General features: G+C 66.8%; 23 protein-coding genes. 13 read left to right on the top strand and 10 right to left on the bottom strand.

Annotated elements, in window-relative coordinates; all coding sequences use genetic code 11:
• Window positions 1-21: 21 nt before the first annotated feature.
• Together B4I46_RS08510 and B4I46_RS08515 are read left to right on the top strand one after the other, a co-directional pair.
• Window positions 22-1302, top strand: a complete 1281-nt coding sequence (locus tag B4I46_RS08510) for a Zn-dependent hydrolase (RefSeq protein WP_286899631.1) — start codon at window positions 22-24, stop codon at window positions 1300-1302.
• 265 nt (window positions 1303-1567) lie between these two features.
• Window positions 1568-2275 (top strand): YebC/PmpR family DNA-binding transcriptional regulator, encoded by a 708-nt coding sequence (locus tag B4I46_RS08515; protein ID WP_043863975.1) that lies wholly within the window; start codon window positions 1568-1570, stop codon window positions 2273-2275.
• Between the two features lie 34 nt (window positions 2276-2309).
• Here the strand turns inward: B4I46_RS08515 and B4I46_RS08520 are convergent, their stop codons facing one another.
• Entirely contained in the window at window positions 2310-3611 is a 1302-nt protein-coding gene (locus B4I46_RS08520; protein ID WP_286899633.1) for a leucine-rich repeat-containing protein kinase family protein, read from the bottom strand.
• 129 nt (window positions 3612-3740) lie between these two features.
• Here B4I46_RS08520 and B4I46_RS08525 point away from each other — a divergent pair, with 129 nt between their 5' ends.
• Window positions 3741-5630, top strand: coding sequence for a propionyl-CoA synthetase (locus B4I46_RS08525; protein ID WP_078481714.1), 1890 nt, complete (start codon window positions 3741-3743; stop codon window positions 5628-5630).
• Window positions 5631-5633: 3 nt separating this feature from the next.
• On the opposite strand, the gene zapE is transcribed toward B4I46_RS08525, so the two are convergent.
• The gene (gene zapE, locus B4I46_RS08530) at window positions 5634-6752 is read right to left on the bottom strand and encodes a cell division protein ZapE (RefSeq protein WP_080922931.1); all 1119 of its coding nucleotides are present in this window, start codon (window positions 6750-6752) and stop codon (window positions 5634-5636) included.
• Window positions 6753-6967: 215 nt separating this feature from the next.
• Between zapE and B4I46_RS08535 the strand changes: the two genes are divergently transcribed.
• The 7 genes from B4I46_RS08535 to B4I46_RS08565 all read left to right on the top strand — a co-directional run bounded on the left by B4I46_RS08535 (window position 6968) and on the right by B4I46_RS08565 (window position 13334).
• Window positions 6968-7495 carry a Csu type fimbrial protein gene (locus B4I46_RS08535; RefSeq protein ID WP_078481712.1) on the top strand — a complete coding sequence of 176 codons (528 nt, stop codon included), beginning with the start codon at window positions 6968-6970 and terminating at the stop codon, window positions 7493-7495.
• 28 nt (window positions 7496-7523) lie between these two features.
• A complete protein-coding gene (locus B4I46_RS08540) occupies window positions 7524-8057 on the top strand; it encodes a Csu type fimbrial protein (RefSeq protein ID WP_043863971.1) in 534 nt (177 codons plus the stop codon).
• A 16-nt stretch (window positions 8058-8073) separates the two neighbouring features.
• A complete protein-coding gene (locus B4I46_RS08545) occupies window positions 8074-8607 on the top strand; it encodes a Csu type fimbrial protein (protein WP_043863970.1) in 534 nt (177 codons plus the stop codon).
• A gap of 3 nt (window positions 8608-8610) precedes the next feature.
• Window positions 8611-9108 carry a Csu type fimbrial protein gene (locus tag B4I46_RS08550; protein ID WP_286899637.1) on the top strand — a complete coding sequence of 166 codons (498 nt, stop codon included), beginning with the start codon at window positions 8611-8613 and terminating at the stop codon, window positions 9106-9108.
• 45 nt (window positions 9109-9153) lie between these two features.
• Complete coding sequence (locus B4I46_RS08555; RefSeq protein WP_376787193.1) at window positions 9154-9939, top strand: fimbrial biogenesis chaperone; 786 nt, start codon at window positions 9154-9156, stop codon at window positions 9937-9939.
• Between the two features lie 168 nt (window positions 9940-10107).
• Window positions 10108-12348, top strand: coding sequence for a fimbria/pilus outer membrane usher protein (locus tag B4I46_RS08560; protein ID WP_116055334.1), 2241 nt, complete (start codon window positions 10108-10110; stop codon window positions 12346-12348).
• A 47-nt stretch (window positions 12349-12395) separates the two neighbouring features.
• Window positions 12396-13334 carry a Csu type fimbrial protein gene (locus B4I46_RS08565; protein WP_078481722.1) on the top strand — a complete coding sequence of 313 codons (939 nt, stop codon included), beginning with the start codon at window positions 12396-12398 and terminating at the stop codon, window positions 13332-13334.
• Here B4I46_RS08565 and B4I46_RS08570 read toward each other — a convergent pair.
• A complete protein-coding gene (locus B4I46_RS08570) occupies window positions 13298-14512 on the bottom strand; it encodes an MFS transporter (RefSeq protein ID WP_078481709.1) in 1215 nt (404 codons plus the stop codon). The genes B4I46_RS08565 and B4I46_RS08570 overlap by 37 nt on opposite strands.
• A 96-nt stretch (window positions 14513-14608) precedes the next feature.
• Here B4I46_RS08570 and B4I46_RS08575 point away from each other — a divergent pair, with 96 nt between their 5' ends.
• Complete coding sequence (locus B4I46_RS08575; RefSeq protein ID WP_043863967.1) at window positions 14609-15064, top strand: winged helix-turn-helix transcriptional regulator; 456 nt, start codon at window positions 14609-14611, stop codon at window positions 15062-15064.
• A gap of 105 nt (window positions 15065-15169) precedes the next feature.
• Here the strand turns inward: B4I46_RS08575 and B4I46_RS08580 are convergent, their stop codons facing one another.
• The 3 genes from B4I46_RS08580 to B4I46_RS08590 form a co-directional block, all read right to left on the bottom strand.
• Window positions 15170-16318: a M14 family metallopeptidase gene (locus B4I46_RS08580; RefSeq protein ID WP_286899640.1), complete on the bottom strand. Its 1149-nt coding sequence runs from the start codon at window positions 16316-16318 to the stop codon at window positions 15170-15172.
• A 48-nt stretch (window positions 16319-16366) separates the two neighbouring features.
• The gene (locus B4I46_RS08585; protein WP_043863965.1) at window positions 16367-16879 is read right to left on the bottom strand and encodes a DUF4880 domain-containing protein; all 513 of its coding nucleotides are present in this window, start codon (window positions 16877-16879) and stop codon (window positions 16367-16369) included.
• Window positions 16880-17313: 434 nt separating this feature from the next.
• A complete protein-coding gene (locus B4I46_RS08590; protein WP_054914395.1) occupies window positions 17314-17646 on the bottom strand; it encodes a DUF6124 family protein in 333 nt (110 codons plus the stop codon).
• Between the two features lie 132 nt (window positions 17647-17778).
• Here B4I46_RS08590 and B4I46_RS08595 point away from each other — a divergent pair, with 132 nt between their 5' ends.
• Window positions 17779-18396 (top strand): LexA family protein, encoded by a 618-nt coding sequence (locus tag B4I46_RS08595; protein ID WP_078481708.1) that lies wholly within the window; start codon window positions 17779-17781, stop codon window positions 18394-18396.
• A gap of 72 nt (window positions 18397-18468) precedes the next feature.
• Here the strand turns inward: B4I46_RS08595 and B4I46_RS08600 are convergent, their stop codons facing one another.
• The 4 genes from B4I46_RS08600 to B4I46_RS08615 form a co-directional block, all read right to left on the bottom strand.
• Complete coding sequence (locus tag B4I46_RS08600; protein WP_104572528.1) at window positions 18469-20427, bottom strand: acetyl/propionyl/methylcrotonyl-CoA carboxylase subunit alpha; 1959 nt, start codon at window positions 20425-20427, stop codon at window positions 18469-18471.
• A complete protein-coding gene (locus B4I46_RS08605) occupies window positions 20424-21242 on the bottom strand; it encodes a gamma-carboxygeranoyl-CoA hydratase (RefSeq protein ID WP_286899645.1) in 819 nt (272 codons plus the stop codon). Before B4I46_RS08605 ends, B4I46_RS08600 begins: the two co-directional genes overlap by 4 nt.
• A gap of 3 nt (window positions 21243-21245) precedes the next feature.
• Window positions 21246-22850 carry a carboxyl transferase domain-containing protein gene (locus B4I46_RS08610; protein WP_043863960.1) on the bottom strand — a complete coding sequence of 535 codons (1605 nt, stop codon included), beginning with the start codon at window positions 22848-22850 and terminating at the stop codon, window positions 21246-21248.
• 83 nt (window positions 22851-22933) lie between these two features.
• Complete coding sequence (locus B4I46_RS08615) at window positions 22934-24097, bottom strand: isovaleryl-CoA dehydrogenase (protein WP_043863959.1); 1164 nt, start codon at window positions 24095-24097, stop codon at window positions 22934-22936.
• A gap of 204 nt (window positions 24098-24301) precedes the next feature.
• Here B4I46_RS08615 and B4I46_RS08620 point away from each other — a divergent pair, with 204 nt between their 5' ends.
• Entirely contained in the window at window positions 24302-25975 is a 1674-nt protein-coding gene (locus B4I46_RS08620; protein WP_286899647.1) for an AMP-binding protein, read from the top strand.
• Window positions 25976-25992: the final 17 nt, after the last annotated feature.

Consider the following 25992-nt stretch of genomic DNA (forward strand, 5'->3'; position numbering starts at 1 on the left):
CCGGCCAAGCAGGAGATGCTCATGCAAACCGCTAAGGACGTTCTGCAAAGTACCCAGGCCCACATCGATGGCGAGCGCCTGTGGCAGTCGCTGATGGAGCTGGCGCAACTGGGTGCCACCGCCAAAGGCGGCGTATGCCGCCTGGCCCTGACCGACCTGGACCGCCAGGCCCGCGACCTGTTCGTGCAATGGACCGAGGCTGCCGGCTGCACCGTCAGCGTGGACGGGGTGGGCAACATCTTTGCCCGCCGGCCCGGGCGCAACCCGCAACTGCCGCCGGTAATGACCGGCAGCCATATCGACACCCAGCCCACCGGCGGCAAGTTCGATGGCTGCTTCGGGGTGCTGGCCGGGCTGGAAGTTCTTCGTACACTCAATGACTTGCAAATAGTAACTGAGGCGCCACTTGAGGTTGTGGTGTGGACCAACGAGGAGGGCTCGCGGTTCGCGCCGTGCATGATGGGCTCGGGCGTGTTCGCCGAGAAGTTCACCCTTCAGGAGACGCTGGCCAAGCGCGATGCCCAGGGCGTGAGCGTGGGCGAGGCGCTGAATGCGATCGGCTACGCCGGCACCCGCGCGGTCAGTGGGCACCCGGTGGGCGCCTATTTCGAGGCGCATATCGAGCAGGGGCCGATCCTGGAGGACCAGCGCAAGACCATCGGCGTGGTGCTCGGCGCGCTGGGGCAGAAATGGTTCGACCTCACCCTGCGCGGTGTCGAGGCCCACGCCGGGCCGACCCCGATGCACCTGCGCAAGGACGCCCTGGTAGGCGCCAGTGCGGTGGTGGCGGCGGTCAACCGCGTGGCTCTGGAGCATCAGCCCCATGCGTGCGGCACGGTGGGCTGCCTGCAGGCGTACCCGGGCTCGCGCAACGTGATCCCCGGCGAGGTGCGCATGACCCTGGATTTTCGCCACCTGGAGCCGGCGCGGCTGGACTCGATGATCGCCCAGGTGCAGGAGGTGATCGCCGCGACCGCGCAGCAGCACGGGCTGACCTACACGCTGACGCCCACCGCGGACTTCCCGCCGCTGTACTTCGACAAGGGCTGCGTGGAGGCGGTGCGCAGCGCGGCGCAGGGGCTGGGCATGTCGCACATGGACATCGTCAGCGGGGCCGGGCACGACGCGATCTTCCTGGCCGAACTGGGCCCGGCCGGGATGATCTTCGTGCCGTGCGAGGGCGGCATCAGCCATAACGAAATCGAGAATGCCGACCCCAAGGACCTGGCGGCCGGGTGCGCAGTGCTGCTCAGGGCGATGCTGGCGGCGGCGCAGGCGGTGGCGCAGCGTGAAGCTGCTTAACTACATGAGGTTGTTGGCTTATCTGATTGATATATATGAAATAAAAATCACAACCTAAAGTGATTTCTAGGTTATGGATGCTGGCCTCTTCGCCGGCATGGCCGGCTCCTGCAACGCCAGTAGGAGCCGGCCCTGCCGGCGAAGGGTTCACCAGGCCCGGCAACAGCCCAGCGTTTTTTTGTCGATTGCCCGGCGCAGCCTGTATAAACTGCACGCCACCTTGCTGGTCGCTACCTGAACCGGCAGCTGAAACAAGAGAGTCGAGATGGGCGCACAGTGGAAAGCCAAGCATAGAGAAGTAGCAGCCAACGCCAAGGGCAAGATCATGGGCAAGCTGTCCAAGGAGATCCAGATCGCGGCCAAGGCCGGTGCCGACCCGGACATGAACCCGCGCCTGCGCCTGGCCGTGGAACAGGCCAAGAAGGCCTCGATGACCAAAGAGACCCTGGAACGTGCCATCCGCAAGGGCGCGGGCCTGGATGGCGACGCGGTGCAGTACCACCACGTTACCTACGAAGGCTTCGCCCCGCATCAGGTGCCGCTGATCGTCGAATGCCTGACCGACAACGTCAACCGCACCGTGGCGCAGATTCGCGTGCTGTTCCGCAAGGGCCAGCTGGGCGCTTCGGGTTCGGTGGCCTGGGACTTCAACCACGTCGGCCTGATCGAAGCCAGCCCTGAAACCCCTGATGCCGACCCGGAAATGGCCGCCATCGAAGCCGGTGCACAAGACTTCGCGGAAGGTGAAGAAGAGGGCTCGACCCTGTTCATCACCGACACCACCGACCTGGACGCGGTACAGAAGGCCTTGCCGCAACAGGGCTTCAAGGTGATCTCGGCCAAGATCGGCTACACCCCCAAGAACCCGGTCAGCGGGCTCAGCGACGAGCACATGGCTGAAGTCGAGGCATTCCTGGAAGCCATCGACGACAACGACGACGTGCAGAACGTGTACGTCGGCCTGGCGGGCTGATAACCCACTTCGCCGGCAAGGCCGGCTCCTACGCCTATTGTAGGAGCCGGCCTTGCCGGCGAAGCACCCGTTCAACCTGCGCAAAATCCGGCCTTGCCAGCACCTGCGGCTGAACACAGCTCGCCTGCAAGTCCGCCAGTTCCTCTGACGCCTCCCCGCAACACGCCAGCAGTTCCCCCAGCAACACCCCGAACGCCCGCACCTCGATACGCTGCAATGCGTCTGCTGCAACACTGCCATCCTGCGCAAAGAACGATGCCGCGCCAAAGTCCCCGAGCACCGCGTTGCCCTGTGCATCGCACAGGATGTTGTGCGCGTACAGGTCGCCGTGGGTGATGCCGCGCTGGTGCAGGTGCGCCGCGACCGACGCGATGGCCGTCGCCAGCCGGGTTGCGGCTTGCAGGCCAAGGCACAGGTCAGGCGGGTAGACGTCTCGGGTGCAGGTTTGCAGGCTGGGCGGCCCGGCCAGGGCAGACAGGTGGGTGCCCACCAGCGCCATCAGCAACCCCGGCACCTGGTGCGGGTGGTTGGCTACCTGCCCCAGCAGCGGGATCAGGTTCGGGTGGGCGCCAGCTGCCACGCACGCCTGCATTTCGTTGAGCGGCGAGCCATCGCTGGTCATCTGGCCCTTGTACAGCTTGAGCGCCGCCTTTCGGCCCGCCACCTGCACGCGGTGAATCACCCCGGAGGCGCCCTGGCCCAGCACCTCGCCCAGCTCTAGGGCGTGCCAGTCGATGGCGTCGCACCGGCCCGGCGCCTGCGGCGCCGCAAGGCCCTGGGGCAAGGGGTTGCCGGCATACGCCAGCCACGCCAGGCGGGGCATCGTCAGCAGCCACTGGGGCAGTTCGCTCAACCGGTTGGCCGACACCCGCAGCAGTTCGAGCCGCTGGCACCGCGCAAGGCTGGCCGGCAGGGCGCGCAGGCGGTTGCCCGCCAGCATCAGCTTTTGCAGCTGCTGGCAGTCGCCCAGTGCGTCGGGCAACTGTTCAAGGCAATTCTCGGTCAGCACCAGTGCCCGCAGGTTGGGGCCCAATGCGGCGGCCGGCAGGTGCGTGATGCGGTTGTTGCGCAACCCGACCATTTCCAGGCGCAGGCACTGGCCTACGCTGGCCGGCACCTCGGTGAACCGGTTGCGGGAGCAGAACAGCACCTTGAGCCGGTGCAGCCGGCCCAGGTCATGGGGCAGGCTGCTCAACGCATTGCCGCTCAGGTTGAGCACTTCGAGGCTGTCGGCCAGTTCGAAGATCTCATCCGGGAACTGCGTGAGCCCGCAGCTCAGGTCGAGGCGGGTGGCACCTGCCAGGCGGCCGCGCCTGAGGTCGTCGAGGGTGTGCATGAAGGGGCTGCAAGGGCAATGAAGACGGCGGCGATGATACCCGACTTAAGTACCATGGCAGGCGCGCAATTGGCGTCCATACTCGATATTCGCCCTTTTAATAACAACAAAGTTCAGGGTTACCGATCGATGACTTACCAGCACAGCTACGACCGCTCCATTGCCGACCCCGCCGCGTTCTGGGCCGAACAGGCTGACCACCTGGCCTGGTACCGCAAGCCTGCGCAGACCCTTGTGGCCAACCCCGACGGCACCCACCAGTGGTTTGCCGACGGGCAACTCAACAGCTGCTACCTGGCCCTCGACCACCAGATCGAGCAGGGCCGTGGCGAACAGACCGCACTGATCTACGACTCGCCCGTCACCGATACCCGACAGACCTTCACCTTCGTGCAACTGCGCGACGAGGTGGCGCGCCTGGCCGGCCTGTTGCGCGAGCTGGGGGTGAAGCAGGGCGATGGGGTGATCATCTACATGCCGATGGTGCCGCAGGCGGCCATGGCAATGCTGGCCTGCGCCCGCATCGGCGCGGTGCATTCGGTGGTGTTCGGTGGCTTTGCCGCCAACGAGCTGGCCCTGCGCATCGACGATGCGCGGCCTGCGTTGCTGCTCACCGCCTCCTGCGGGCTGGAGTTCGACCGCGTCATCGAATACAAGCCGCTGGTGGACAAGGCCTTGCAACTGGCCACCCACCAGCCGCGCCAGGTGCTGGTGCTGCAGCGCCCGCAGGCCCGCGCCGAGCTGCGCGAAGGCCGCGATCTGGACTGGCAGGCGGCAGTGGCTGCGGCCAGCCCGGTGCCACCGGTGGCCTTGGCCGCAGGCGACCCGCTGTACATCATGTACACCTCCGGCACCACCGGCAAACCCAAGGGCATCGTGCGTGAGAACGGCGGCAACGCCGTGGCGCTGCGCTTTGCCCTGCGCCATATCTACGGCATGCAGCCGGGGGATGTGTGGTGGGGCATCTCCGACGTGGGCTGGGTGGTGGGGCACTCGCTGATCGTCTACGGGCCGCTGATGAACGGCTGCACCACGGTATTCTACGAGGGCAAGCCGATCCGCACCCCGGACGCTGCCGCCTACTGGCGCGTGGTGGAGCAGTACCGGGTCAACGGACTGTTCTGCGCACCCACGGCCATGCGCGCAATCCGCAAGGAAGACCCGCAGGGCGAGCTGTTCAAGCGCCATGACCTGAGCTCGCTGCGCCAGATCTTCCTGGCCGGGGAAAAACTCGACTCCAGCACCCATCAATGGCTGGAGGCGGCCAGCGGCAAGGCCGTGCACGACCACTGGTGGCAGACCGAAACCGGCTGGCCGGTGACCGCGCCCTGCGTCGGGCTGGAGGGTTGCGGGGTGCGTCCGGGTTCGAGCAACCGCGCCGTGCCGGGTTACCACGTGCGCGTGCTGGACGACGACGGGCACCTTCTGGGCCCCAACGAGCAGGGTGCCATCGTGATCGCACTGCCGCTGCCGCCCGGCTGCAGCCAGACGCTGTGGGGCGACCATGCGCGCTACCTGCAGGCCTACCTGCACAGCCACCCCGGCTATTACCACACCGGCGATGGCGGCTACCTCGACGAGGACGGTTTCGTCTACATCATGGGGCGCACCGATGACGTGATCAACGTGTCCGGGCACCGGCTGTCCACCGGCGAGATGGAAGACCTGGTGGCGCGCCACCCGGCGATTGCCGAGTGCGCGGTGGTGGGGGTGCGCGACGAAATCAAGGGCCAGGTGCCGTTGGGCCTGGTGGTGCTCAAGGACGGGGTCAGCCTGAGCGAGCAGCAGTTGCAGGCCGAACTGGTGGCCAGCGTGCGCGAGCAGATCGGCGCGCTGGCCTGCTTCAACCAGGTGCGGGTGGTCAAGCGCCTGCCCAAGACCCGCTCGGGCAAGATTTTGCGGGCGGTGCTGCGCAAGATCGCCGACCACCAGCCCTACACCCCGCCCTCGACCCTGGACGACCCGGCCGTGCTGGCCGAGATCGAAGGGGTGCTGGCCAGCCTGGCGCGGGCCAGCTGAGGGTCAACCCGGGCAGGCCACCGGGCCCAGCACATTGAGCTGGCCCAGCCGGCTGCGGGTGCGGGCCAGGTCGATGGCGCTGCCGCCCAGGCTTTCGCACAGCGGGGCCTGGCCGACCAGCACCAGGTGCTTGTCCTGGTCATACAGCACGTCCACCAGGTTGATGAAGCGCTGCTGCGCCGCCATCGAGCACTGCGCCAGGTCCGGCAGGTGCTCGATCACCCAGTGGTCGTAGCGGCGCGCCAGCTCCAGGTAGTCCATCACCGCCGTGGGTTGCTCGCAGATCGCCTCGAAGCTGAAGCCTACCGCGCGCTCCTGGCTGAACAGGGCGTGCAGCGAGCGCTTGCCCACCTGCAGCCTTACCGGCGCGCCGGCCTGATCCAGGCCGGCGGCATGGCGCTGCGCCGGGCTGCCGGGCCAGAGGTAGTGACCCTGGGTGAAGCGCTGCTGGCTGCCGGAGGCCGGGTGGCTGCGGTAGTCCTGCTCGCCGCCCACTTCAAGCACCTGCATGTGCGCCTCGATCAGGCGGATCACCGGTTCGAAGCGCTGGTGGTAGAGCGGGTTGGGCAGCAGCCCGGCAGGCGGGTAGTTGGAGGTCAGCAGCACGAACACGCGGCGCTCGAACAGCGCCTTGAACAGGCCGGTGATGAGCATCGCGTCGCCGATGTCGTGCACGTGGAACTCGTCGAAGCACAGCACCTGGCAGCCTTGCAGCAGCTCGTCCAGGGTCGCGCCCAGCGCATCGTCCTGCTGGCGATGGCGGAACATGCCCTCGTGCAACTGGGCGAAGAAATCGTGAAAGTGCAGGCGGCGCTTGTGCGGATGCTCCAGTGACTGGAAGAAGCCGTCCAGCAGCCAGCTCTTGCCCCGTCCCACCGCCCCGTACAGGTACAGGCTGCGCGCCGTGCCGTCAGCCAGGTGCGCGGCCTGCTCGGCCATGCAGGCGATCACCCGCTGCTGGCCGTGGCTCAAGGTATAGCCCTGCTCATCGGCCTTTCGTCGGAAGAATTCATCGACTTCAACAGCCGCCAGGCGCTTGGCCGGCGGGTGTGCACGGGCAGCCAGGCGCTGGCGCAGGGCGCGCAGCGGCGAACGGATCCAGGACGGCGGTAAGGCGGTCAATCTCAGGCTCCTTGGGGGTGCCGGGCACAGGGGCCGGCTGAGTGGGCGGCGCTAATGTACCGAATAGGGGGTTGGGCTGCCAGTCATGTCGTGCCTGGCAGGTCATGTAGGAAGGTTCTTGTACGCGGCCTATACATTTCCGAGCTTGCTGGCAGGTTTTTCTTCGGCTGCTACCCTCTGGAACAGATGGATCCTGCATTGCAAGGAGGGTAACGGTGAAGGGACGCTCTCTGGCTGCGCTGCTCGGGCTGGTTGTCGCAGACGCTGCCGCCGCCGCAGATTTTCTGGTGGAAGTTCGCGTGGATGTACAGCGCGGTTGCCAGCTGGTGCACCAGACCCGCGATGCCGGCGCCCAGGCCCAGGGCCTGCTCGACTTCGGCCGTACCGCGCGCCTGGACGATCCGCAAGGCCCGCTGACCGGCGCCTTGCTGCAACAACGCCCCCCACGTCTGGAATGCAACCCCGACACGCTGTACCAGGTGAAGGTCGATGGCGGCCAGCATGGCGGCGTCGGCGAGGTGCGCTACCTGGCCAGCGACACGCCACAGGCCCGCCCCATCCCGTACCGTCTCTACCAGGACCCGGCCTGGCGCACTCCGCTGGCGGTGAACATCGCCCAGCACGCACGCGTACCCGACTCGGGGTCGGTGGAACTGCCGCTGTACGCCCGCATCGACACCCTGGCCCAGGTGCCCCGTGTCGGCCATTACTCGGACTTGCTCAAGGTGACCGTCACCTGGTGACCCTGTGCGTGCTAAAGGAACTGGCAGCATGAAGACATCGCAGATTCTGTTGATCAGCCTCGGGCCCTTGCTGTTGTGTCCGATGGCCAATGCCGCCCTCAGCGGGCATATCCAGGCACGCCTGGTGATCAGCGCAGCCTGCCAGATCAGCAATGTGCCGGACGACAGCCCGGCCGGTGGCGGCCTGGGCCTGCTGGACTTCGGCACCCAGGGGCCAAGCTGGGCCCGCCCGCTCAGCGCCAACCTCGACCAGACCGGCGGCAGCGGCACCCTGCAGGTCAGCTGCAACCCCTCGGTGCGGGCCTTCACGGTGAGCATCAATGGCGGCAGCAACGATGCCAACGGCGTGCGCCGCCTGCGCAACGGCAGCGAGCTCATCCCCTACCAGCTGGCGGCCGACCCAAGCGGTGCAGTGCGCTACGGCATCGGCCAGCAGCGCAACTTCTCGATCAGCAGCGCTGCGCAAATCCCCATACCGATCTACGGCGCCGTGGTGGCACACCCCAGGGCGCTGCCGGCCGGCATCTACCGTGACACCCTGATGGTGACCCTGGACTGGTAACAACAAGGAGTGACTCATGCATCCCAACGTCTCACGCATACTCTTCGCCGGGCTTGGCCTGGCCCTTGCCAGCCAGGCCCAGGCGGCCACGGTCACGGGCAATATCAACGCCACCCTGACCCTGACCGCGGCCTGTCAGGTGAACGGTTCGACCGCCACCACCGGGGTCAACTTCGGTAACCTGGATTTCGGCTCGCAGATTGCCCTGTTCACCGAGGCCAGCGCCCAGGTGATCGGCACCGGTGGTGGCGGCGCCATCAGCGTGCTGTGTTCGCCCGGCGCCACGCCGGTGGTGAAGGTGGGCGCAGGCGCGCATGACGCGGCCACCACCGGTGGCAGCCGCGCGCTGGCCATGGGCACCAACTACGTGCCCTATGACTTCTACACCGATGCCGGGCACACCAATCTGCTGGCAATCAACGGCACCATCACCCTCGCCACCAGCACCGGGGTGGCGCAGACCGTCAACCTGTACGGCCGCGCCGTGGGCAAGCCGTCGCTGCCGCCAGGGGTGTACACCGACACGGTGGCGGTCGAGCTGAGCTTCTAGGTCATGCGCCGGTTGCTCGGTGGCCTTGCGGTGCTGGCCTGGGCAGTGCCCATGCCGCTGGATGCCGCGCTCACCAGCACGCTTCAGGTCAGCGCAACGATTGCGGCAGGTTGCCTGGTGGTGGGCGGCGCCAGCAACTACGGCACCCTGGACTTCGGCACCCGTCCGGCGCTCGGCGCTGCCAGCGTGAACACCCAGCTGGCCGGCACCACGGTGACCCTGCAATGCACCCCCGGGGTGGCCCTGAAGATGAGCGTCGACGGTGGCCTGAACAACAACGGGGTACGCAACCTCAAGCGCACCAGCGGTACCTCGCTGGTGGCCTATCAGTTGTACCGCGACGCGGCCTTGTCCCAGGCGCTGGGCATCGGTCAGCTCGTGGCGGTCAGTTACAGCGATCCGACGGCGATCAAGCTGCCGGTGTATGCGCAAGCCCAGTTACCCGGCGTGTTGCCGGCGGGCACCTACACCGACGTGGTGCAAGTGGTGTTGTCCTGGTGAGTGCGCTCCCGGGGTTGTATCGGAACAAGCCAAAGGAGAGGGTGCATGGCGCTGTACGCACGTGGATGGCAAGGGATGGGCAAGTGGCTGCTGGTGGGCGCCTTGCTCGGCGCAGGGGGCGCCCAGGCGGCCACATCGGTGTTGATCTGGCCGATCGACCCGGTGCTGGAGGCCGACCAGAAGGCCGGGGCGTTGTGGTTGGAAAACCGCGGCACCACCCCGGCGAACCTGCAGGTCAGGGTGTTCGCCTGGCGCCAGGACGGGTATGACGACCAGTTCCAGCCCCAGCGCGAGATCATCGGCAGCCCGCCGGTGGCGACCATCAAGCCGGGTGAGAAACAGCTGATTCGCCTGACCCGCACCGGCCAGTCGCCGGCCGGCCAGGAACAGGCCTACCGCATCATAATCGACGAGATCCCACCCGCCCTGCCGGCCAGCGATGCGCAGACTTCCCAGGCGCAGATCCGCTTCCAGATGCGCTACTCGGTGCCATTGTTCGTCTACGGCCAGGGGCTGTGGAGCAAGCCGGACGCCGAGGGCAAGCGTGATGCAGCGGGCGTGGGCACGCCGTTGCTGAGCTGGCGACAGGTATCGCAGCAGGGCAAGCCCTTCGTCGAGATCCGCAACGTGGGGCCGGTGCATGCGCGCCTCACCGATGTGGTGATGCAGCAGGGTGCCCAGAGCAAGCCGCTGGTCGACGGCTTGCTGGGTTATGTACTGCCCGGCGCGACCATGCGCTGGCCGGCACCTGCAGCAGCCTCGGCGGCCAGTGTGCTGAAAGGGCGCGTCAACGGGGCCGAGCCGCCCCAGACCATCAACCAGGGCCACTGAGCCCGGCGCCTCAAGGGCGCATGAAGATGGAGCAGGGGCCAGGGAGGACCCGGACATGGTGGGACGGCGTGCGTGAGTACTTCTCTGGCCTGCACCCGCAGCGTGACGCTGGCGGTGCTGCTGGCGGGCAGCGCGGTCGCAGGCGAACTGCCGCCACCCCCAGCGAGTATGGAGGCTGTCGCCGATGCGCCGTTGTACCTGGAACTGGTGGTCAACCAGATGAGCAGCGCTAGCGTGGTGCTGGTGCACCAGCGGGCCGGGCGCCTGTACATGGCCACCGCCGACCTGCAGGCGGCGGGCGTGCAACTGCCCGGGCAGCCCGGCCCGGAACTGGCGCTGGACGCCATCGATGGCTTGCACAGCGAGTACGACAGCCAGAACCAGCGGCTGCTGGTGCAGGTGCCGGCGGCGTGGCTGCCCAACCAGCGCATCGGCGAGCGCTCGCTGGGGCCGGCCGGCGAGGCGTTGAGCAGTTTCGGCGCCTTGCTCAACTACGACGCCTACTTCAACGACACCGATGAGGGGGGCACCTACCTGGCGGCCTGGAACGAACTGCGGGTGTTCGACAGCTGGGGCACCTTCTCCACCACCGGGCAGTGGCGCCAGCGCCTCGGCGGGGCAGGCTACGAAGGCGCCCAGGAAGGTTTTCGGCGGTACGACACCACCTGGCGCTACACCGACGAAGCGCGCCTGCTGACCTTCGAGGCCGGCGACGTGCTGACCGGCGCCTTGCCCTGGACCAGCTCGGTGCGGGTGGGCGGGGTGCAGCTGTCGCGGGACTTTGCCGTGCGCCCGGACCTGGTGACCTACCCCTTGCCGGCCTTCGCCGGTGAAGCCGCGGTGCCCTCGTCGGTGGACCTGTTCATCAATGGCTACAAGAGCGCCAGTGCCGACCTGCAGCCAGGCCCCTACACCCTGACCAACGTGCCGTTCATCAACGGTGCCGGCGAGGCGGTGGTGGTGACCACCGACGCCCTTGGCCGGCAGGTCTCGACCACGTTGCCGTTCTACGTCACCAGCAGCCTGCTGCAACAGGGGCTGGCGGACTTCTCGGTGGCGGCCGGCGCCCTGCGCCGCGACTATGCCGTGCGCGACTTTGCCTACGGCCCCGGCGTTGCGGCGGGCAGCCTGCGCTATGGCCTGACCGACTACTTCACGCTGGAAAGCCATGCCGAGGCGGCCGGGTCCCTGGGCCTGGGCGGGCTGGGCGGCAACCTGCGGGTGGGCAACTTCGGCGTGCTCAACACGGCGCTGAGCCAGAGCCGCTTCGAAGGTCGCAGTGGCCAGCAGTTGAGCCTGGGCTACCAGTACAACAACCGCTGGCTGGGCTTCAACTACCAGCGCCTGGAGCGTCATGGCGACTACGCCGACCTGTCGCTGGTCGACAGCCCGTATATCCGCCTCAGCCAGCGCAGCGAGCAGGTCACCCTGAGCCTCAACCTGCAACGCTATGGCAGCCTGGGGGCGGGCTACTTCGACGTGCGCGCCGCCGACAACTCGCGCACGCGCCTGCTCAACCTCAGCTGGAGCAAGCCGCTGTGGGGCAACAGCAGCCTGTACCTGTCGGCCAACCGCGACCTGGACGACAGCCAGTGGGCGGTGCAGGCGCAGGTGGTGGTGCCCTTCGACCTGCACGGCACGCTGGCCCTGAGCCTGGAGCGCAACCAGCAGGGCGAGAACCTGCAGCGGGTCAACTACAGCCGCGCCGTACCCGCCCAGGGCGGCGTGGGGTTCAACCTGGGCTATGCCGGCGGCGACCGTGAAACCTACCGTCAGGCCGACCTGACCTGGCGCCTGCAATCGGTGCAGTTGCAGGCCGGGGTGTACGGCAGCAGCGACAACATGACCCGCTGGGCCGACGCCAGCGGCTCGGTGGTGCTGATGGACGCCGGGGTGTTCGCGGCCAATCGCATCGACGACGCCTTCGTGCTGGTCAGCACCGAAGGCTTTGCCGATGTGCCGGTGCGCTACGAGAACCAGGTGGTGGGGCACACCGACAGCCAGGGGCACCTGCTGGTGCCCTACGGCAGCGGCTACTACCGCGGCAAGTACGAGATCGACCCGCTGGAACTTCCCCCCGATGTGCGCTCGCCGAATGTGGAGCAGCGCGTGGCGGTAAGGCGCGGCGCCGGCTACCTGCTGGAATTTCCGTTGCGCCGGGTACTGGCCGCCAGCGTGGTGCTGGTGGATGCCGGCAACAACGAACTGGCCGTGGGCAGCCAGGTACGCCACGAGCAGAGCGGCGCGCTGGCGGTGGTGGGCTGGGATGGCCTGGTGTACCTGGAGGACCTGAGCGAACACAACAGCCTGGTGGTGCAACTGGCCGGAGGCGGCAGTTGCCGGGTGCAGTTCGAGCTCAAGGCGCAGGCCGACCAGGTGCCGCTGATCGGCCCGCTGGTGTGCCAGTGAAGCGCCGGCTGACGGGGCTGCTTGCGCTGCTGGCACTGCTGGCCGGCATGCGCGCCCAGGCGCTGTGCCAGGTGCTGGCAACCACGCCGGCCACTTTCGGCCTGGTCAACTCCACCCTGATACGCACCACGGTGCAGACCACCACGGCGCCCAGTGCCGGCTTGAGCTGCACCGGTTCGCTGCTGACCCTGCTGCGTTCGGATGACTCCTTCAAGGCCACCTTCACCGCCAACAACGGCACCACCGGGCTGGTGGGCCCCACCGGCGACGTCATCCTCTACACGCTGTACGCCAACAACAGCACCAGCTACCCGATCACCCGGGGCCAGCCCTACGATTTTGCGCGCAACGGCATCATCGATGCCCTGGGCCTGCTCGGCGGCACCTCGCCCAAGACCGTGCCCATCTACCTGCGCACGCAAATGACCAGCAACGTGGCGGCCGGCCTGTACCAGGAGACGTTCACCGTGGCCTGGAGCATCGACTATTGCTGGGGGCTGGGTCTGGGCAGCGGCTGCCTGGGGCGGCAGGTGTTCAACGCCACTACCACCCTGACCATCAACCTGACCGTCACCAACGACTGCCAGATCAGCTCACCCAACATCGTGTTCGGCAGCGCGCCGGTGGTCAGCGGGTTCGCCACGGTGAGCCAGAACGTCAACCTGGCCTGTACCAAGGGCAGTGCCTACACGGTGGGGCTGGATGACGGGCAGAACGTGGCAGGCGGGCGTCGGCGCATGAAATCCAGCGCCGGCAACTACCTGGCCTATGACATCTTCAAGAGTGGCGGCGGCGTGCGCTGGGGCAGCCTGAGCAGTGCGCGGCGCGCCAGCAGCGACGCCGACATCAACCCGGGCAACGGCAATGGCAGTGGCAGCGCGGCCGGCAGCCAGGTGTTCAACTACAACGCCAGGGTCTACACCGACCAGGCCACGCCGCCGGCCGGCGACTACCTGGACAGCGTGATACTCGACGTGCAGTTCTGAGCCGGCTGGCGCACGGTGCGCCACCAATACCCCAGTGCCAGCACATTCAACCCCGCGCCCAGCACGCATACCAGCAGCCAGCCGCCCCAGGCGTAGGCCAGCGTCGAGGCCAGCGAGCCCAGTGCACTGCCGATGGAGTAGAACAGCATGTAGGCGGCGGTGAGCCGGCTGTGAGTATCGGCCGGCAGGCGGTAGATCAGGCTCTGGCTGGCCACGTGCAGCGCCTGCAGGCCCAGGTCGAACACCACCACCCCCAGCAGCAGTGCCCACAGCGATTGCTGGGTGAGGGCGATGGCGCCCCACGAACCGATCATCAGCAGCAGCGAGAGGCCGCTGACCCGTTGCCCCAGGCCACGGTCGGCCAGCCCGCCGGCACGCGCGGCGGCCAGCGCCCCGGCTGCGCCGGCCAGGCCGAACAGGCCCACCTCGGTTGCCGACAACGACAGCGGCGGGGCGCTCAGGGGCAGTACCAGCGGGGTCCACAGCACCATGGCCGAGGCGAAGCTGAGCATCGCCAGCAGGGCGCGCTGGCGCAGCACCGGCTGCTCGCGCACCAGTTGCCACAACGACACCAGCAGCGCGCCGTAGCCAGTGTTGGGGCGCGCAGCCGTGTGTGCGGGCAGCACGCGCCACAGCAGCAGGGTCATCAGCAGGGTCAGCGCTGCCGACAGGGCGTAGATCGAGCGCCAGCCGGCCAGATCGGCCATCGCCCCGGACAGGGTGCGGGCCAGCAGGATGCCGATCACGATACCGCTGGTGACCATGCCCACCACATGCCCGCGTTCGGTGTCGGCCGATACGCTGGCGGCATGCGCCACCAGCAGTTGCGCCACCACCGCCAACAGGCCGGTCAGGGCCATGCCGACAAACAGCCAGGCGCTGCTGGTGGCCAGCGCGATCATCAGCAGGGCCAGCACCGACAGCAGCGACTGCAGCACGATCAGCCGGCGCCGCTCGAACAGGTCGCCCAGAGGCACCAGCAGTATCAGGCCCAGGCCGTAGCCCACCTGGGTCAGGGTCACCACCAGCCCCACCAGCGCCGGGTCGATGGCGAAGTCGCGGGCCATCGCGTCCAGCAGTGGCTGGGCGTAATACACGTTGGCCACCGCCAGTGCGCAGGCGACGGAGAACAGCAGGGCGAGCCACGGCGAAAGCCGGGGCGCAGGGGAGGCGGGCATGGCGATATCCTGTGTGGTTGCATAATGAAACTGGTTGTATGCTGAGAGGACCGGTTTTATATTGCAACTACTTTTTTCAGCCTGCCGAGAGCGACCATGGTTCAGCGTACCCGCCTGCAAGATGCCGAATGCCCGGTGGCCCGGTCACTGGACGCGATCGGTGACTGGTGGTCACTGTTGATCGTGCGTGATGCGTTTGATGGCTTGCGCCGCTTTGGCGAGTTTCAGCGCAATCTGGGCATGGCCAAGAACATTTTGGCCTCGCGCTTGCGCCAGTTGGTGGAGCACCGGATTCTGGAGCTGGTGCCGGCGTCGGATGGCAGCGCGTACCAGGAGTACGTGCTGACCGAGAAGGGGCGCGGGTTGTTTCCCTTGATCGTGGGGCTGCGCCAGTGGGGCGAGGCGTTTTTCTACCAGCCTGGCGAGGCGCATTCGGTGCTGGTGGACCGCCAGAGCGGGGCGCCGGTGGGCCCGCTGCAGCTGCGAGCGGCGGATGGGCGGGTGCTGGGGCCGGATGATTGCGTGCGGGTGGCGGGGCCGCCGCCGGCCTGACCTGCCTCATCGCGGGTCAGGCCGCTCCCACAGGGCACTGCAAGCCTTGTGGGAGCGGGCTTGACCCGCGATGGGGAGCGCTGCGGGGCGACGGTGCGCCAGCCCCTAGCGCAGCGCTGCGACCAGCTTCGCCAAGGTGTCGATCACCGCGCTGCCCAGCGCCTTGGAGCGTCCACCCGACCAGCCGGTCACCGCATCGGGCGCGTCGTCGTGGTCCTTGAACGGCATCTCCAGGGTCAGCGACAGGCAGTCATGCGCCTGGCCCACCGCATTGCATGCCAGGGTCATGTTGGCCTGCCCAGGCTTGCTGCGCGGGTAGCCGTGGGTGGTCTGGAAGTCCCGGGTCACGCTGCACAGGGTGCTGCGAAAACGCTCCTCCAGTGCCGCGATCCGATCCGTGTAGCCCGGGTTGCCTTCGCACCCGGCCGTGAACACATGGGGTATTTCCTCATCGCCATGGGCATCCAGGAACAGGTCCACGCCATACAGCTTCATCTGCTGCTGGGCGAACAGCACCTCAGGGGTGTGTTCGATGTTCGCATCCTGCCAGGCGCGGTTGAGGTCCTTGCCCCTGGCATTGGTGCGCAGGTGCCCGGCAGCGGCACCGTCCGGGTTCATGTTGGGGATCAGGTACAGGTCGGCGACCGCCAGCAGGGCCTGCACGGTGGCATCGTTGCCCTGTATGCGGTCGATCACGCCCTCCATGAACCACTCGGCCATGTGCTCGCCGGGGTGCTGCTGGGCGATGATCCACAGCTTGCGCTTGCCCGCGCCCCCGTCGCCCGCCCGCAGCAACGGGATATCGCGCCCTTCGACGCTGCGCCCGGTGGCCAGCAGTTCGACGCCCGGCAAGGCGCTGGCGCGTTCGATCAGCTGATTGTGCCGCGCGCGCGGGTAGGGCTCGAAGTAGGCGAACCAGGCCTGTGTTTCGCGGGGCTCAAGGCTGAAGTGCAGGGCCTTGCCGTCGTAGCGGGTCGGCACGCGAAACCAGTTCTGCTGGTCGTAGGACGCTACCGCCTGGTAGCCCTCCCATGCGGCGCTATAGGACGACTGGCTGGCGTTGTCCAGGCTGAAGGTGTGGGTATGCCCGGGCGTCAGCCCGCTGGCCTTGAAGTGAAACCACTGGAAATGCCCGCTGTGGGTGTCGGGGCGGATGTTCAAGTGAATCCGGGACGGGTTGCCGGCATCGACGAGCAGGATGTTGCCGGCATCGAATGCGCAATCGATGCTAACGGGGGACAGCGTCACGGTCATGGCCAGGCTCCGGTAGAGTTGTTGTGCCAACCACTCTACACCCCTGGATCACGACCAGAAACCGATCGCCAGCGCCGCTGCCAACCCCAGGCCGAGCGCCACCGAGCAGCCTCCCAGCGAAACACCGGCCCAGGCCTGGCGATACCAGTGCCCATCGCCCAGTTGCCGGGCCGGTGCCAGCAGGTTGCGCCAGCGCAGTTCGGTGGCATGGAACGCATGCAGGTGTTCGGGGGCGGCATCCAGCCAGCGGCGAAAGTCGATGCGCTCGCTGGCGGTGATGTCCGGGCTCTGCAGGCGCACATACCATTGCGCCGCCGCAGTGCTGGAGGCGCTGCGCACCGGCAGGGCGGCCTGCAGTACCTGGCCCATGTGCCGTTCCACGGTCGGTGCGCCGATGTCCAGGCGCTGGGCGATGGCGGCGAACGACAGTTGATCGAGACGATTGAGCAGGAACACCTGCTGTACCCGGCGTGGCAGCTTTTTCAGGCGCACGAGCAGGGCATCTTCGCCGAGGTCGGCGCTATCGTGATGGTGTTCAAGGGGCAGCAACAGACGGGTCATGTACGAGCTCCTTGCAGAAAGAAACGACTGAAGAGAAGGGGGCGTCTTCCCTGACGCTGCGACAGCTTAATCTACATGAGATTGATTCTCAAGTGCTGAATCGGCAAAGGCTTGCCTCGGGGTTACATATCGAGACATACATTTGCTATCATCGCTGCCATTCAAGCACCACCCGCCTTCATTAGCCTGAAGAGCCAAAAAAAAAGACCCGGCAAAAAGCCGGGTCAAAAACCGTGATTAGCCTGATGAGGAGATAATCTGAGAGTCCGACCTAAGGGCTTTCAGTTATCCAACCAGTCTCGCGACCAGTTGTTTGCAATAATAATCGTTCTCATTTTCAAGTCAAATGAATTTTCTGTTATCCAGCAAAAAATTCCGCATCGCTGTGCCTGGTCGTTGAACCACGGCCTGCCCCACCGCCGTTCCCGTTGCCATCATCCCTCCCTTGATTGAAGCTCCTGCCGCCTGGCCTGTTCCGCGAGGCTGCGGTCCAGCAGCGCCCTGGCCATGTTGATCATGTGCATCACCGAGAAGGCCATGTCCCGTGAGTTGCCCTTGAGGTTGTCGGCCGACTCGTAGGCGCTGGCCGCGGCGCAGCGCAGCATGCTCGAGGCGTGTTCGGTGGCCGCTTCGGCCGAGAGGTCCTGGCGGGCGATGAACAGCTGGTCGTCCGTGTGGCTGACCGTAGATGGGGTAGGGTTGAGGTAATAGTCCAGTGCGCGGCGTGCCGCTTCGCTGTCCAGGTCGTTGAAAGGGGGTGGGGTCATGGGGCTGCCTTCCTTGTAGTGAGTAGGAAAAGATTACCCTTCAATCCTAAGTACATGTTGTATTGTATTCCATTGCTTAAATACTACAGAGTATGTATTGAGTCGCTGCTGTCAGTCCGTATCGTGCCAGCGATGAAAAAATGGAATGAACTGGCGAAAGCCAGAATGCGCGAGCTGGGCCTCACGCAGGAGAAACTGGCCGAACGCCTCGGGGTGACCCAAGGTGGCGTTGGCCATTGGATTCGGGGAAGGAACAATCCACCGCTGGCCACCATCGACGAGATCCTGCGGATACTGGGCATGGGGCGCATGGGCGTGGTCTGCGACGACGCCGTCGCGGAGCCGTCCGGGGTCTATGCCACACCGGCGCTGGGTGCATTCCGCTACCCGCTGTCGGACTGGGAGCACCTGGCCGAGCCTGTCGAAGGCGCGCCGACCGTGCTCAGCGATCACCTGGCCGATGGCCCGTGCTACTGGCTGACGGTGGAAGGTGACGCGATGAATTCGCCCATGGGCCTGAGCGTGCCGGCGGGCATGATGGTGCTGGTGGACAGCGGTCGAACTGCCGAGATCGGCGCGCTGGTGATCGCGCGCCTGCCCGGCAATCCTGTCGCGGTGTTTCGCCAGCTGGTCGAGGAGGGTGGTCAGCGGTACTTGCAGCCGCTCAATCCCACCTGGCCCAAACTGACGTGGGAGGAGGGCACCGAGGTGCTCGGTGTGGTGGTGCAGGCGTCTATCCGGCTGGGCTGAAAAGCGTCGCTGGCAAGCCGGCCCACACAGGGTTTCGTGGCGCCCACAAAACCCTGTGCAGGTGCAGCGCCGTCAGCCTTCCTGAACCTCCAGCTCCACCAGCGCGGCCCCTTCGCTGACCATCTCGCCTTCCTGGCAATACAGCGCCTTGACCGTCCCGGCCTGGGGTGCGCGGATGCTGTGCTCCATCTTCATGGCCTCCAGCACCACCAGTTGCGTGCCGGCCTCGACCACCTGACCGACCTCCACCAATACCCGCACGATGCTGCCGTTCATGGGCGCACTCATGCCGCCCTGGTGCGCATGGCCGGCGTCCGCCTCGGCAATCGGGTCGAAAGCGCTTACCCCGTGCAGCTCGCCATCCCACTCCAGATACAGCGTTTGCCCACGGCGCACGGCCAGGTGCCTGCGCCGCACGCCTTCGTGCTCGATCACCAGGTGCTCGCCGTCCATGCGCGCGGACACCGACCCGGGGTTCAGGCTCAGTGCCCGGTCTTCGCCATTGCAGCGCAGGTGCAGGGCGGTCTGCGCCGGTACGCCCGGCCTGAAACCGGTGGCGGCTGCCCACGGCGAGTGCCGGTCATCAGCGCGCACGCAGGCGGGGCGCGATTGCTGGAAGGCCTGCCCGGCGGCCTGCCAGAACGCTGTAGGCAACGCGACGGGGGCGGGCAGCAGTTGATCCTGATAGCGCGGGATGAACCCGGTATCCAGTTCGGCCTCGGCGAAGGCGCGGTGGGCCAGGATGCGGCGCAGGAAGGCGATGTTGGTCTTCAGGCCGCCAATGGCGAAGCTGTCGAGCATCGCCAGCAGGCGCAGGCGTGCCTGTTCCCGGTTCTCGCCCCAGGCAATCAGCTTGCCCAGCATCGGGTCGTAGAACGGCGAGATGCTGTCACCTTCGCACACGCCGCTGTCGACCCGGCGCCCTTCGCCCGGCGCCGACTCGCGGTACAGCGCCAGGTGCCCGGTGGCCGGCAGAAAGTCGTTGGCCGGGTCCTCGGCGTACAGGCGTACCTCGATGGCATGCCCGTGCAGCGGCACCTGATCCTGCGTCAGCGGCAGCGCCTCGCCGCACGCCACGCGGATCTGCCAGGCCACCAGGTCCAGGCCGGTGATCGCCTCGGTCACCGGGTGCTCCACCTGCAGGCGGGTGTTCATTTCCATGAAGAAGAATTCGCCGCGGGCATCGAGCAGGAACTCGACCGTGCCTGCGCCCACATAGCCGATGGCCTGGGCCGCACGTACCGCCGCCTCGCCCATGGCCTGGCGCTGCGCCGGGCTCAGGCCGGGGGCCGGGGCTTCCTCGACCACCTTCTGGTGACGACGCTGGATCGAGCAGTCGCGCTCGTTCAGGTACAGGCAGTTGCCATGCTGGTCGGCGAACACCTGGATCTCGACGTGACGCGGCTTGAGCACGTACTTTTCGACCAGCATGCGTGCGTCGCCGAACGACGACAGCGCTTCACGCTGGGCCGAGGCCAGGGCTTCACCCAGCTGGCTTTCCTGCTCGACCACCTTCATGCCCTTGCCACCGCCACCGGCGGTGGCCTTGAGCAGTACGGGGTAGCCGATGCGCTGGGCGGCCGCGCGGAAGGTCTCCAGGTCCTGGGCTTCGCCGTGGTAGCCAGGCACCAGCGGTACCCCGGCCACTTCCATCAGCGCCTTGGCCGCCGACTTGCTGCCCATCGCGTCGATGGCACTGGCCGGCGGGCCGAGGAAGATCAGCCCGGCCTCTTCGATGGCCCGGGCAAAGCCTGCGTTCTCCGACAGAAAGCCGTAGCCCGGGTGTATCGCCTGGGCGCCGCTGGCCTTGGCCGCGGCAATCAGCCTGGGGATGTCCAGGTAGCTCTCGGCCGCCTTGGCGCCACCCAGGTCAACCCGGATATCCGCTTCGCGGCTGTGCCGCGCATCGCGGTCGATGGCGCTGTGCACGGCCACGGTGGTCAGGCCCATGGCCTTTGCGGTGCGCATCACGCGGCAGGCGATCTCGCCACGGTTGGCGACCAGCAGGGTGGTCAGCAGAGGGCGGCTCATGGGCGTGGCTCCTTGTCCGAAGCGGGGGTTTGCCAGGCTGGCGTGCGTTTTTCGAGGAAGGCGCGCAGGCCCTCCTGGCCTTCGGCGCTCACGCGGATACGCGCAATGGCGCCTTCACAGTAGCGGCGCAGGGCAGGGGTGAGCTCACCATTGCCCACTTCGCGCAGCAGCTCCTTGCTGGCGCACATGGCCTGCGGGCTGTTGAGCAGCAGGTTGCCGACCCAGCGCTCGACCTCGGCATCCAGCTGCGCGGCCGGGCAGGTTTCGGCCAGCAGGCCCAGTTCGCGGGCCCGCTCGCCGCTGAAGCGTTCGGCGGTCAGGGCATAGCGGCGGGTGGCGCGCTCGCCCATGGCCTGCACCACGAACGGGCTGATCACCGCCGGCGCCAGGCCGATGCGCACTTCAGACAGGCACAGCTGCGCGTCGTCGGCACCGATGGCCATGTCGCAGCAACTGATCAGCCCCACGGCACCGCCGAAGGCTGCGCCCTGGACCACCGCCAGGGTCGGCACCTTGAGCCGCGCCAGGTTGTACATCAGCTCGGCCAGCTCGCGGGCGTCGTCCAGGTTGGTGTTGTAGTCCAGCTGCGCCGACTGCTGCATCCAGGCAAGGTCGGCGCCGGCACTGAAGTGCCGGCCGCGCCCGCGCAGCACCATGAAACGCAGGCTGGCGTCGTTGCCGATCTGGTCGATGGCGATGATCAGTTCGCGGATCATCTGCGCGTTGAAGGCGTTGTTCTTGGCCTCGCGGCTCAGCCACAGGGTGGCGAAGCCGCGCGGATCGCGAATCAGTTCAAGGGTAGAGAAGTCGCTCATCGGTCACATCCGGAAAATGCCGAAACGGCTCGGTTCGATCGGGGCATTGAGGGCTGCCGAGAGGGCCAGGCCGAGAATCTCGCGGGTTTGCGCGGGGTCGATGACGCCGTCGTCCCACAGCCTTGCGCTGGAATAGTAGGGGTGGCCCTGGTGTTCGTACTGGTCCAGGATCGGCTGCTTGAGCTGCGCCTCGTCCTGCGGGCTGAAAACCTGGCCGCTGCGCTCGCTCTGTTCGCGCTTGACCTGGGCCAGCACGCCTGCGGCCTGTTCGGCGCCCATCACGCCGATGCGCGCGTTGGGCCACATCCACAGAAAGCGCGGGTCGTAGGCACGCCCGCACATGCCATAGTTGCCGGCACCGAAGCTGCCGCCGATGATCACGGTGAACTTGGGCACCTGGGCGCAGGCCACTGCGGTCACCAGCTTGGCGCCATGCTTGGCGATGCCGCCGGCCTCGTACTTCTGGCCCACCATGAAGCCGGTGATGTTCTGCAGGAACAGCAGCGGGATGCCGCGCTGGCAGGCCAGCTCGATGAAGTGCGCGCCTTTCTGCGCGGCCTCGGCGAACAGGATGCCGTTGTTGGCCAGAATCGCCACCGGGTAGCCGTGCAGGTGGGCAAAGCCGCACACCAGCGTGGTACCGAACAGCGCCTTGAACTCGTCGAACAGCGAGCCGTCCACCAGGCGCGCGATCACCTCGCGCACATCGAACGGCTGCTTGGCATCGGCCGGCACCACGCCGTACAGCTCGTCGGCTGCGTACAGCGGGGCGATCGGGGTGCGCACCTGCAGCTGGCCCAGCTTGCGCCAGTTGAGGTTGGCCACGCAGCGCCGGGCGATGGCCAGGGCGTGTTCGTCGTTGTCGGCATAGTGGTCGGCCACGCCGCTGACCTTGCAGTGCACGTCGGCACCGCCCAGGTCTTCGGCGCTGACCACCTCGCCGGTGGCGGCTTTGACCAGCGGTGGGCCGGCCAGGAAGATGGTGGCCTGCTGGCGCACCATGATCGCCTCGTCGGCCATGGCCGGCACGTAGGCACCGCCGGCGGTGCACGAGCCCATCACCACGGCGATCTGCGGGATGCCCTGGGCGCTCATGGTGGCCTGGTTGAAGAAGATGCGGCCGAAGTGCTCGCGGTCGGGGAACACCTCGTCCTGGCGCGGCAGGTTGGCGCCGCCGGAGTCCACCAGGTACACGCAGGGCAGGCGGTTCTGCTGGGCGATGGTCTGGGCGCGCAGGTGCTTCTTGACGGTCAGCGGGTAGTACGAGCCGCCTTTGACGGTGGCGTCGTTGGCCACGATCATGCACTCCACGCCCTCGATGCGGCCGATGCCGGCGATCACGCCGGCGGCAGGCACGTCTTCGCCGTACACCTCGTGGGCGGCCAGCTGGCCGATCTCCAGAAACGGCGAACCCGGGTCGAGCAGGCGGTCGATGCGGTCGCGCGGCAGCAACTTGCCGCGTGAGGTGTGGCGCTCCTGGGCTTTGGGCCCGCCGCCCTGGTGCACGCTGGCGAGCAGGTCACGCAGGCCTTGCACCTGCTCGAGCATGGCCGCGCTGTTGAGCGCGAATTCGGGCGCGCGGGGGTTCAACTGAGACTTCAGAATCATCGTGGCTCCTGGCGCAGCTTCAAGCGGCAAGCTCCAAGCTGCAAGAGTGGGTCTGCGTTATGGCGGCGTTGCCGCTGAGCGCCTCAGCGCGTCTCGTTGAACAGCTCGCGACCGATCAGCATGCGCCGGATCTCGCTGGTGCCGGCGCCGATCTCGTACAGCTTGGCGTCGCGCAGCAGGCGGCCTGCGGGGAATTCGTTGATGTAGCCGTTGCCGCCCAGAATCTGGATTGCCTCGAGGGCCATCTGGGTGGCGCGCTCGGCGGTATAGAGGATCACCCCGGCGGCGTCCTTGCGGGTGGTTTCGGCGCGATCACAGGCCTGGGCCACGGCATACAGGTAGGCGCGGCTGGCATTGAGCTGGGTGTACATGTCGGCGATCTTGCCCTGGATCAGCTGGAACTCGCCGATGCTCTGGCCGAACTGCTTGCGGTCGTGGATGTAGGGCACCACCAGGTCCATGCACGCCTGCATGATCCCGGTAGGGCCGCCGGAGAGCACCACACGCTCGTAGTCCAGGCCACTCATCAGCACCTTCACGCCACCGTTGAGCTGGCCGAGGATGTTCTCCTGGGGCACCTCGACGTTGTCGAAGAACAGCTCGCAGGTGTTGGAACCGCGCATGCCCAGCTTGTCGAACTTGTTGCTGCGGCTGAAGCCGGCCCAGTCGCGCTCGACGATGAACGCGGTGATGCCGTGGGGGCCCTTTTCCAGGTCGGTCTTGGCGTAGATCACGTAGGTGTTGGCGTCGGGGCCGTTGGTGATCCAGGTCTTGCTGCCGTTGAGCACGAAGCGGTCGCCGCGCTGTTCGGCACGCAGTTTCATCGACACCACGTCGGAGCCGGCGTTGGGCTCGCTCATGGCCAGGGCGCCGATGTGCTCGCCGCTGATCAGCTTGGGCAGGTATTTGGCTTTCTGTTCGGCGGTGCCGTTGCGGTTGATCTGGTTGACGCAGAGGTTGGAGTGAGCGCCGTAGGAGAGCGCGACCGAGGCCGAGCCGCGGCTGATTTCTTCCATGGCCACCACGTGGGCCAGGTAGCCCAGGCCCGCGCCGCCGTATTCTTCGCTGACGGTGATGCCCAGCAGGCCCATGTCGCCGAACTTGCGCCACATGTCGGCGGGGAACAGGTTGTCCTGGTCGATCTGCGCCGCACGCGGGGCCAGCTCGGCTGCGACGAACGCCTGCACCTGGTCGCGGAGCATGTCGATGGTTTCGCCCAGGGCGAAGTTCAGGGTCGGATAACGCATGCTGGCACCTTTCTTGTCGATTGTTCTTTGAGTGGCGTGGTGGTTGACCCGCGATCAAGGCGCTGCGATCTGTCACCTTTACGTTAACGTAAACCCCGCACCGAACACTGTCAATCTCCCCATGACCTTTACGTTAACGTTAATTTGCGCCACATTAGGTCTCGCGTGAATCAGCACCCACAACAATCACAATACGGGGTCGTCATGAATCAACCGAGCTACACCCAGGGTCGCCAGGACAAACCGCTGCTGGCCATGACCATCGGCCAGGCCCTGGACAACACCGTGGCGCGCTTTGCCGAGCGCGAGGCACTGGTGGTACGCCACCAGCAACTGCGCTACAGCTGGCGCGAACTGGCCGACAGCATCGACCTGCATGCCCGCGCCCTGATGGCGCTGGGCCTGAAGACCGGCGACCGCCTGGGTATCTGGGCGCCCAACTGCGCGCAGTGGTGCATCGCCCAGTTCGCCACCGCCAAAATCGGCGTGATCCTGGTCAACATCAACCCGGCCTACCGCACCAGCGAACTGGAATACGTGCTGCGCCAGTCTGCCTGCCAGTGGCTGATCTGCGCCGGCACCTTCAAGACCTCCGACTACCATGCCATGCTCGGCGAACTGCTGCCGGAGCTGGCGCACCAGGCGCCAGGCCAGCTCAATGGCGAGCGCCTGCCCGACCTGCGCGGGCTTATCAGCCTCGACGACGCGCCGCCGGGCGGCTTCCTGCCGTGGGCGACGCTGGCCGGCATGGCCGAGCAGGTCGCCCCGGCCGAGTACCAGCAGCGCCAGCAGAGCCTGCAGTTCGACCAGCCGGTGAACATCCAGTACACCTCCGGCACCACGGGCTTCCCCAAGGGCGCGACCCTGAGCCACTACAACATCCTCAACAACGGCTACATGGTCGGCGAGAGCCTGGGCCTGACCGAGCATGACCGCATGGTGATCCCGGTGCCGCTGTACCACTGCTTCGGCATGGTCATGGGCAACCTGGGCTGCATCACCCACGGCACCACCATGATCTACCCCAACGACGCCTTCGACCCGCTGCTGACCCTCGAAGGCGTGGCCCGCGAGCGCGCCACCGTGCTGTACGGGGTGCCGACCATGTTCATCGCGCTGCTCGACCAGCCGCGGCGCGGTGACTACGACCTGAGCAGCCTGCGCACCGGCATCATGGCCGGCGCCACCTGCCCGATCGAAGTGATGCGTCGGGTGATCGACCAGTTGCACATGGGCGAGGTGCAGATCGCCTACGGCATGACCGAGACCAGCCCGGTGTCGCTGCAGACCGGCCCGGACGACGAGCTGGAGCTGCGCGTGACCACGGTGGGGCGCACCCAGCCGCAGCTGGAGAGCAAGATCGTCGACGAACACGGCTGCATCGTGCCGCGTGGCACCATCGGCGAGCTGTGCACCCGCGGCTACAGCGTGATGCTGGGCTACTGGGGCAACCCGGCGGCCACTAGCGAGGCGATCGACCCGGCGGGCTGGATGCACACCGGCGACCTGGCGAGCATGGATGAGCAGGGCTACGTGTGCATTGCCGGGCGCAACAAGGACATGATCATTCGCGGTGGCGAGAACATCTACCCGCGCGAGCTGGAGGAGTTCTTCTTTACCCACCCGTCGGTGGCGGACGTGCAGGTGATCGGCATTCCGGATGAGCGTTACGGCGAGGAGATCGTGGCGTGGATCAAGCTGCACCCTGGGCACAGCGCCACCGATGGGGAGCTGCAGGCCTGGTGCAAGAGCCGCATCGCGCACTTCAAGACGCCGCGACATTTTCGTTTCGTCGAGGAGTTTCCGATGACGGTGACCGGCAAGATCCAGAAGTTTCGCATGCGCGAGATCAGCATCGAGGAGTTGTGCAACCGTTGAGCTCGGCGTTTCAGCCA

The organism is Pseudomonas sp. UBA7500 (genome assembly GCF_002478435.1).
Taxonomy (GTDB): Bacteria; Pseudomonadota; Gammaproteobacteria; order Pseudomonadales; family Pseudomonadaceae; genus Aquipseudomonas; species Aquipseudomonas palmensis.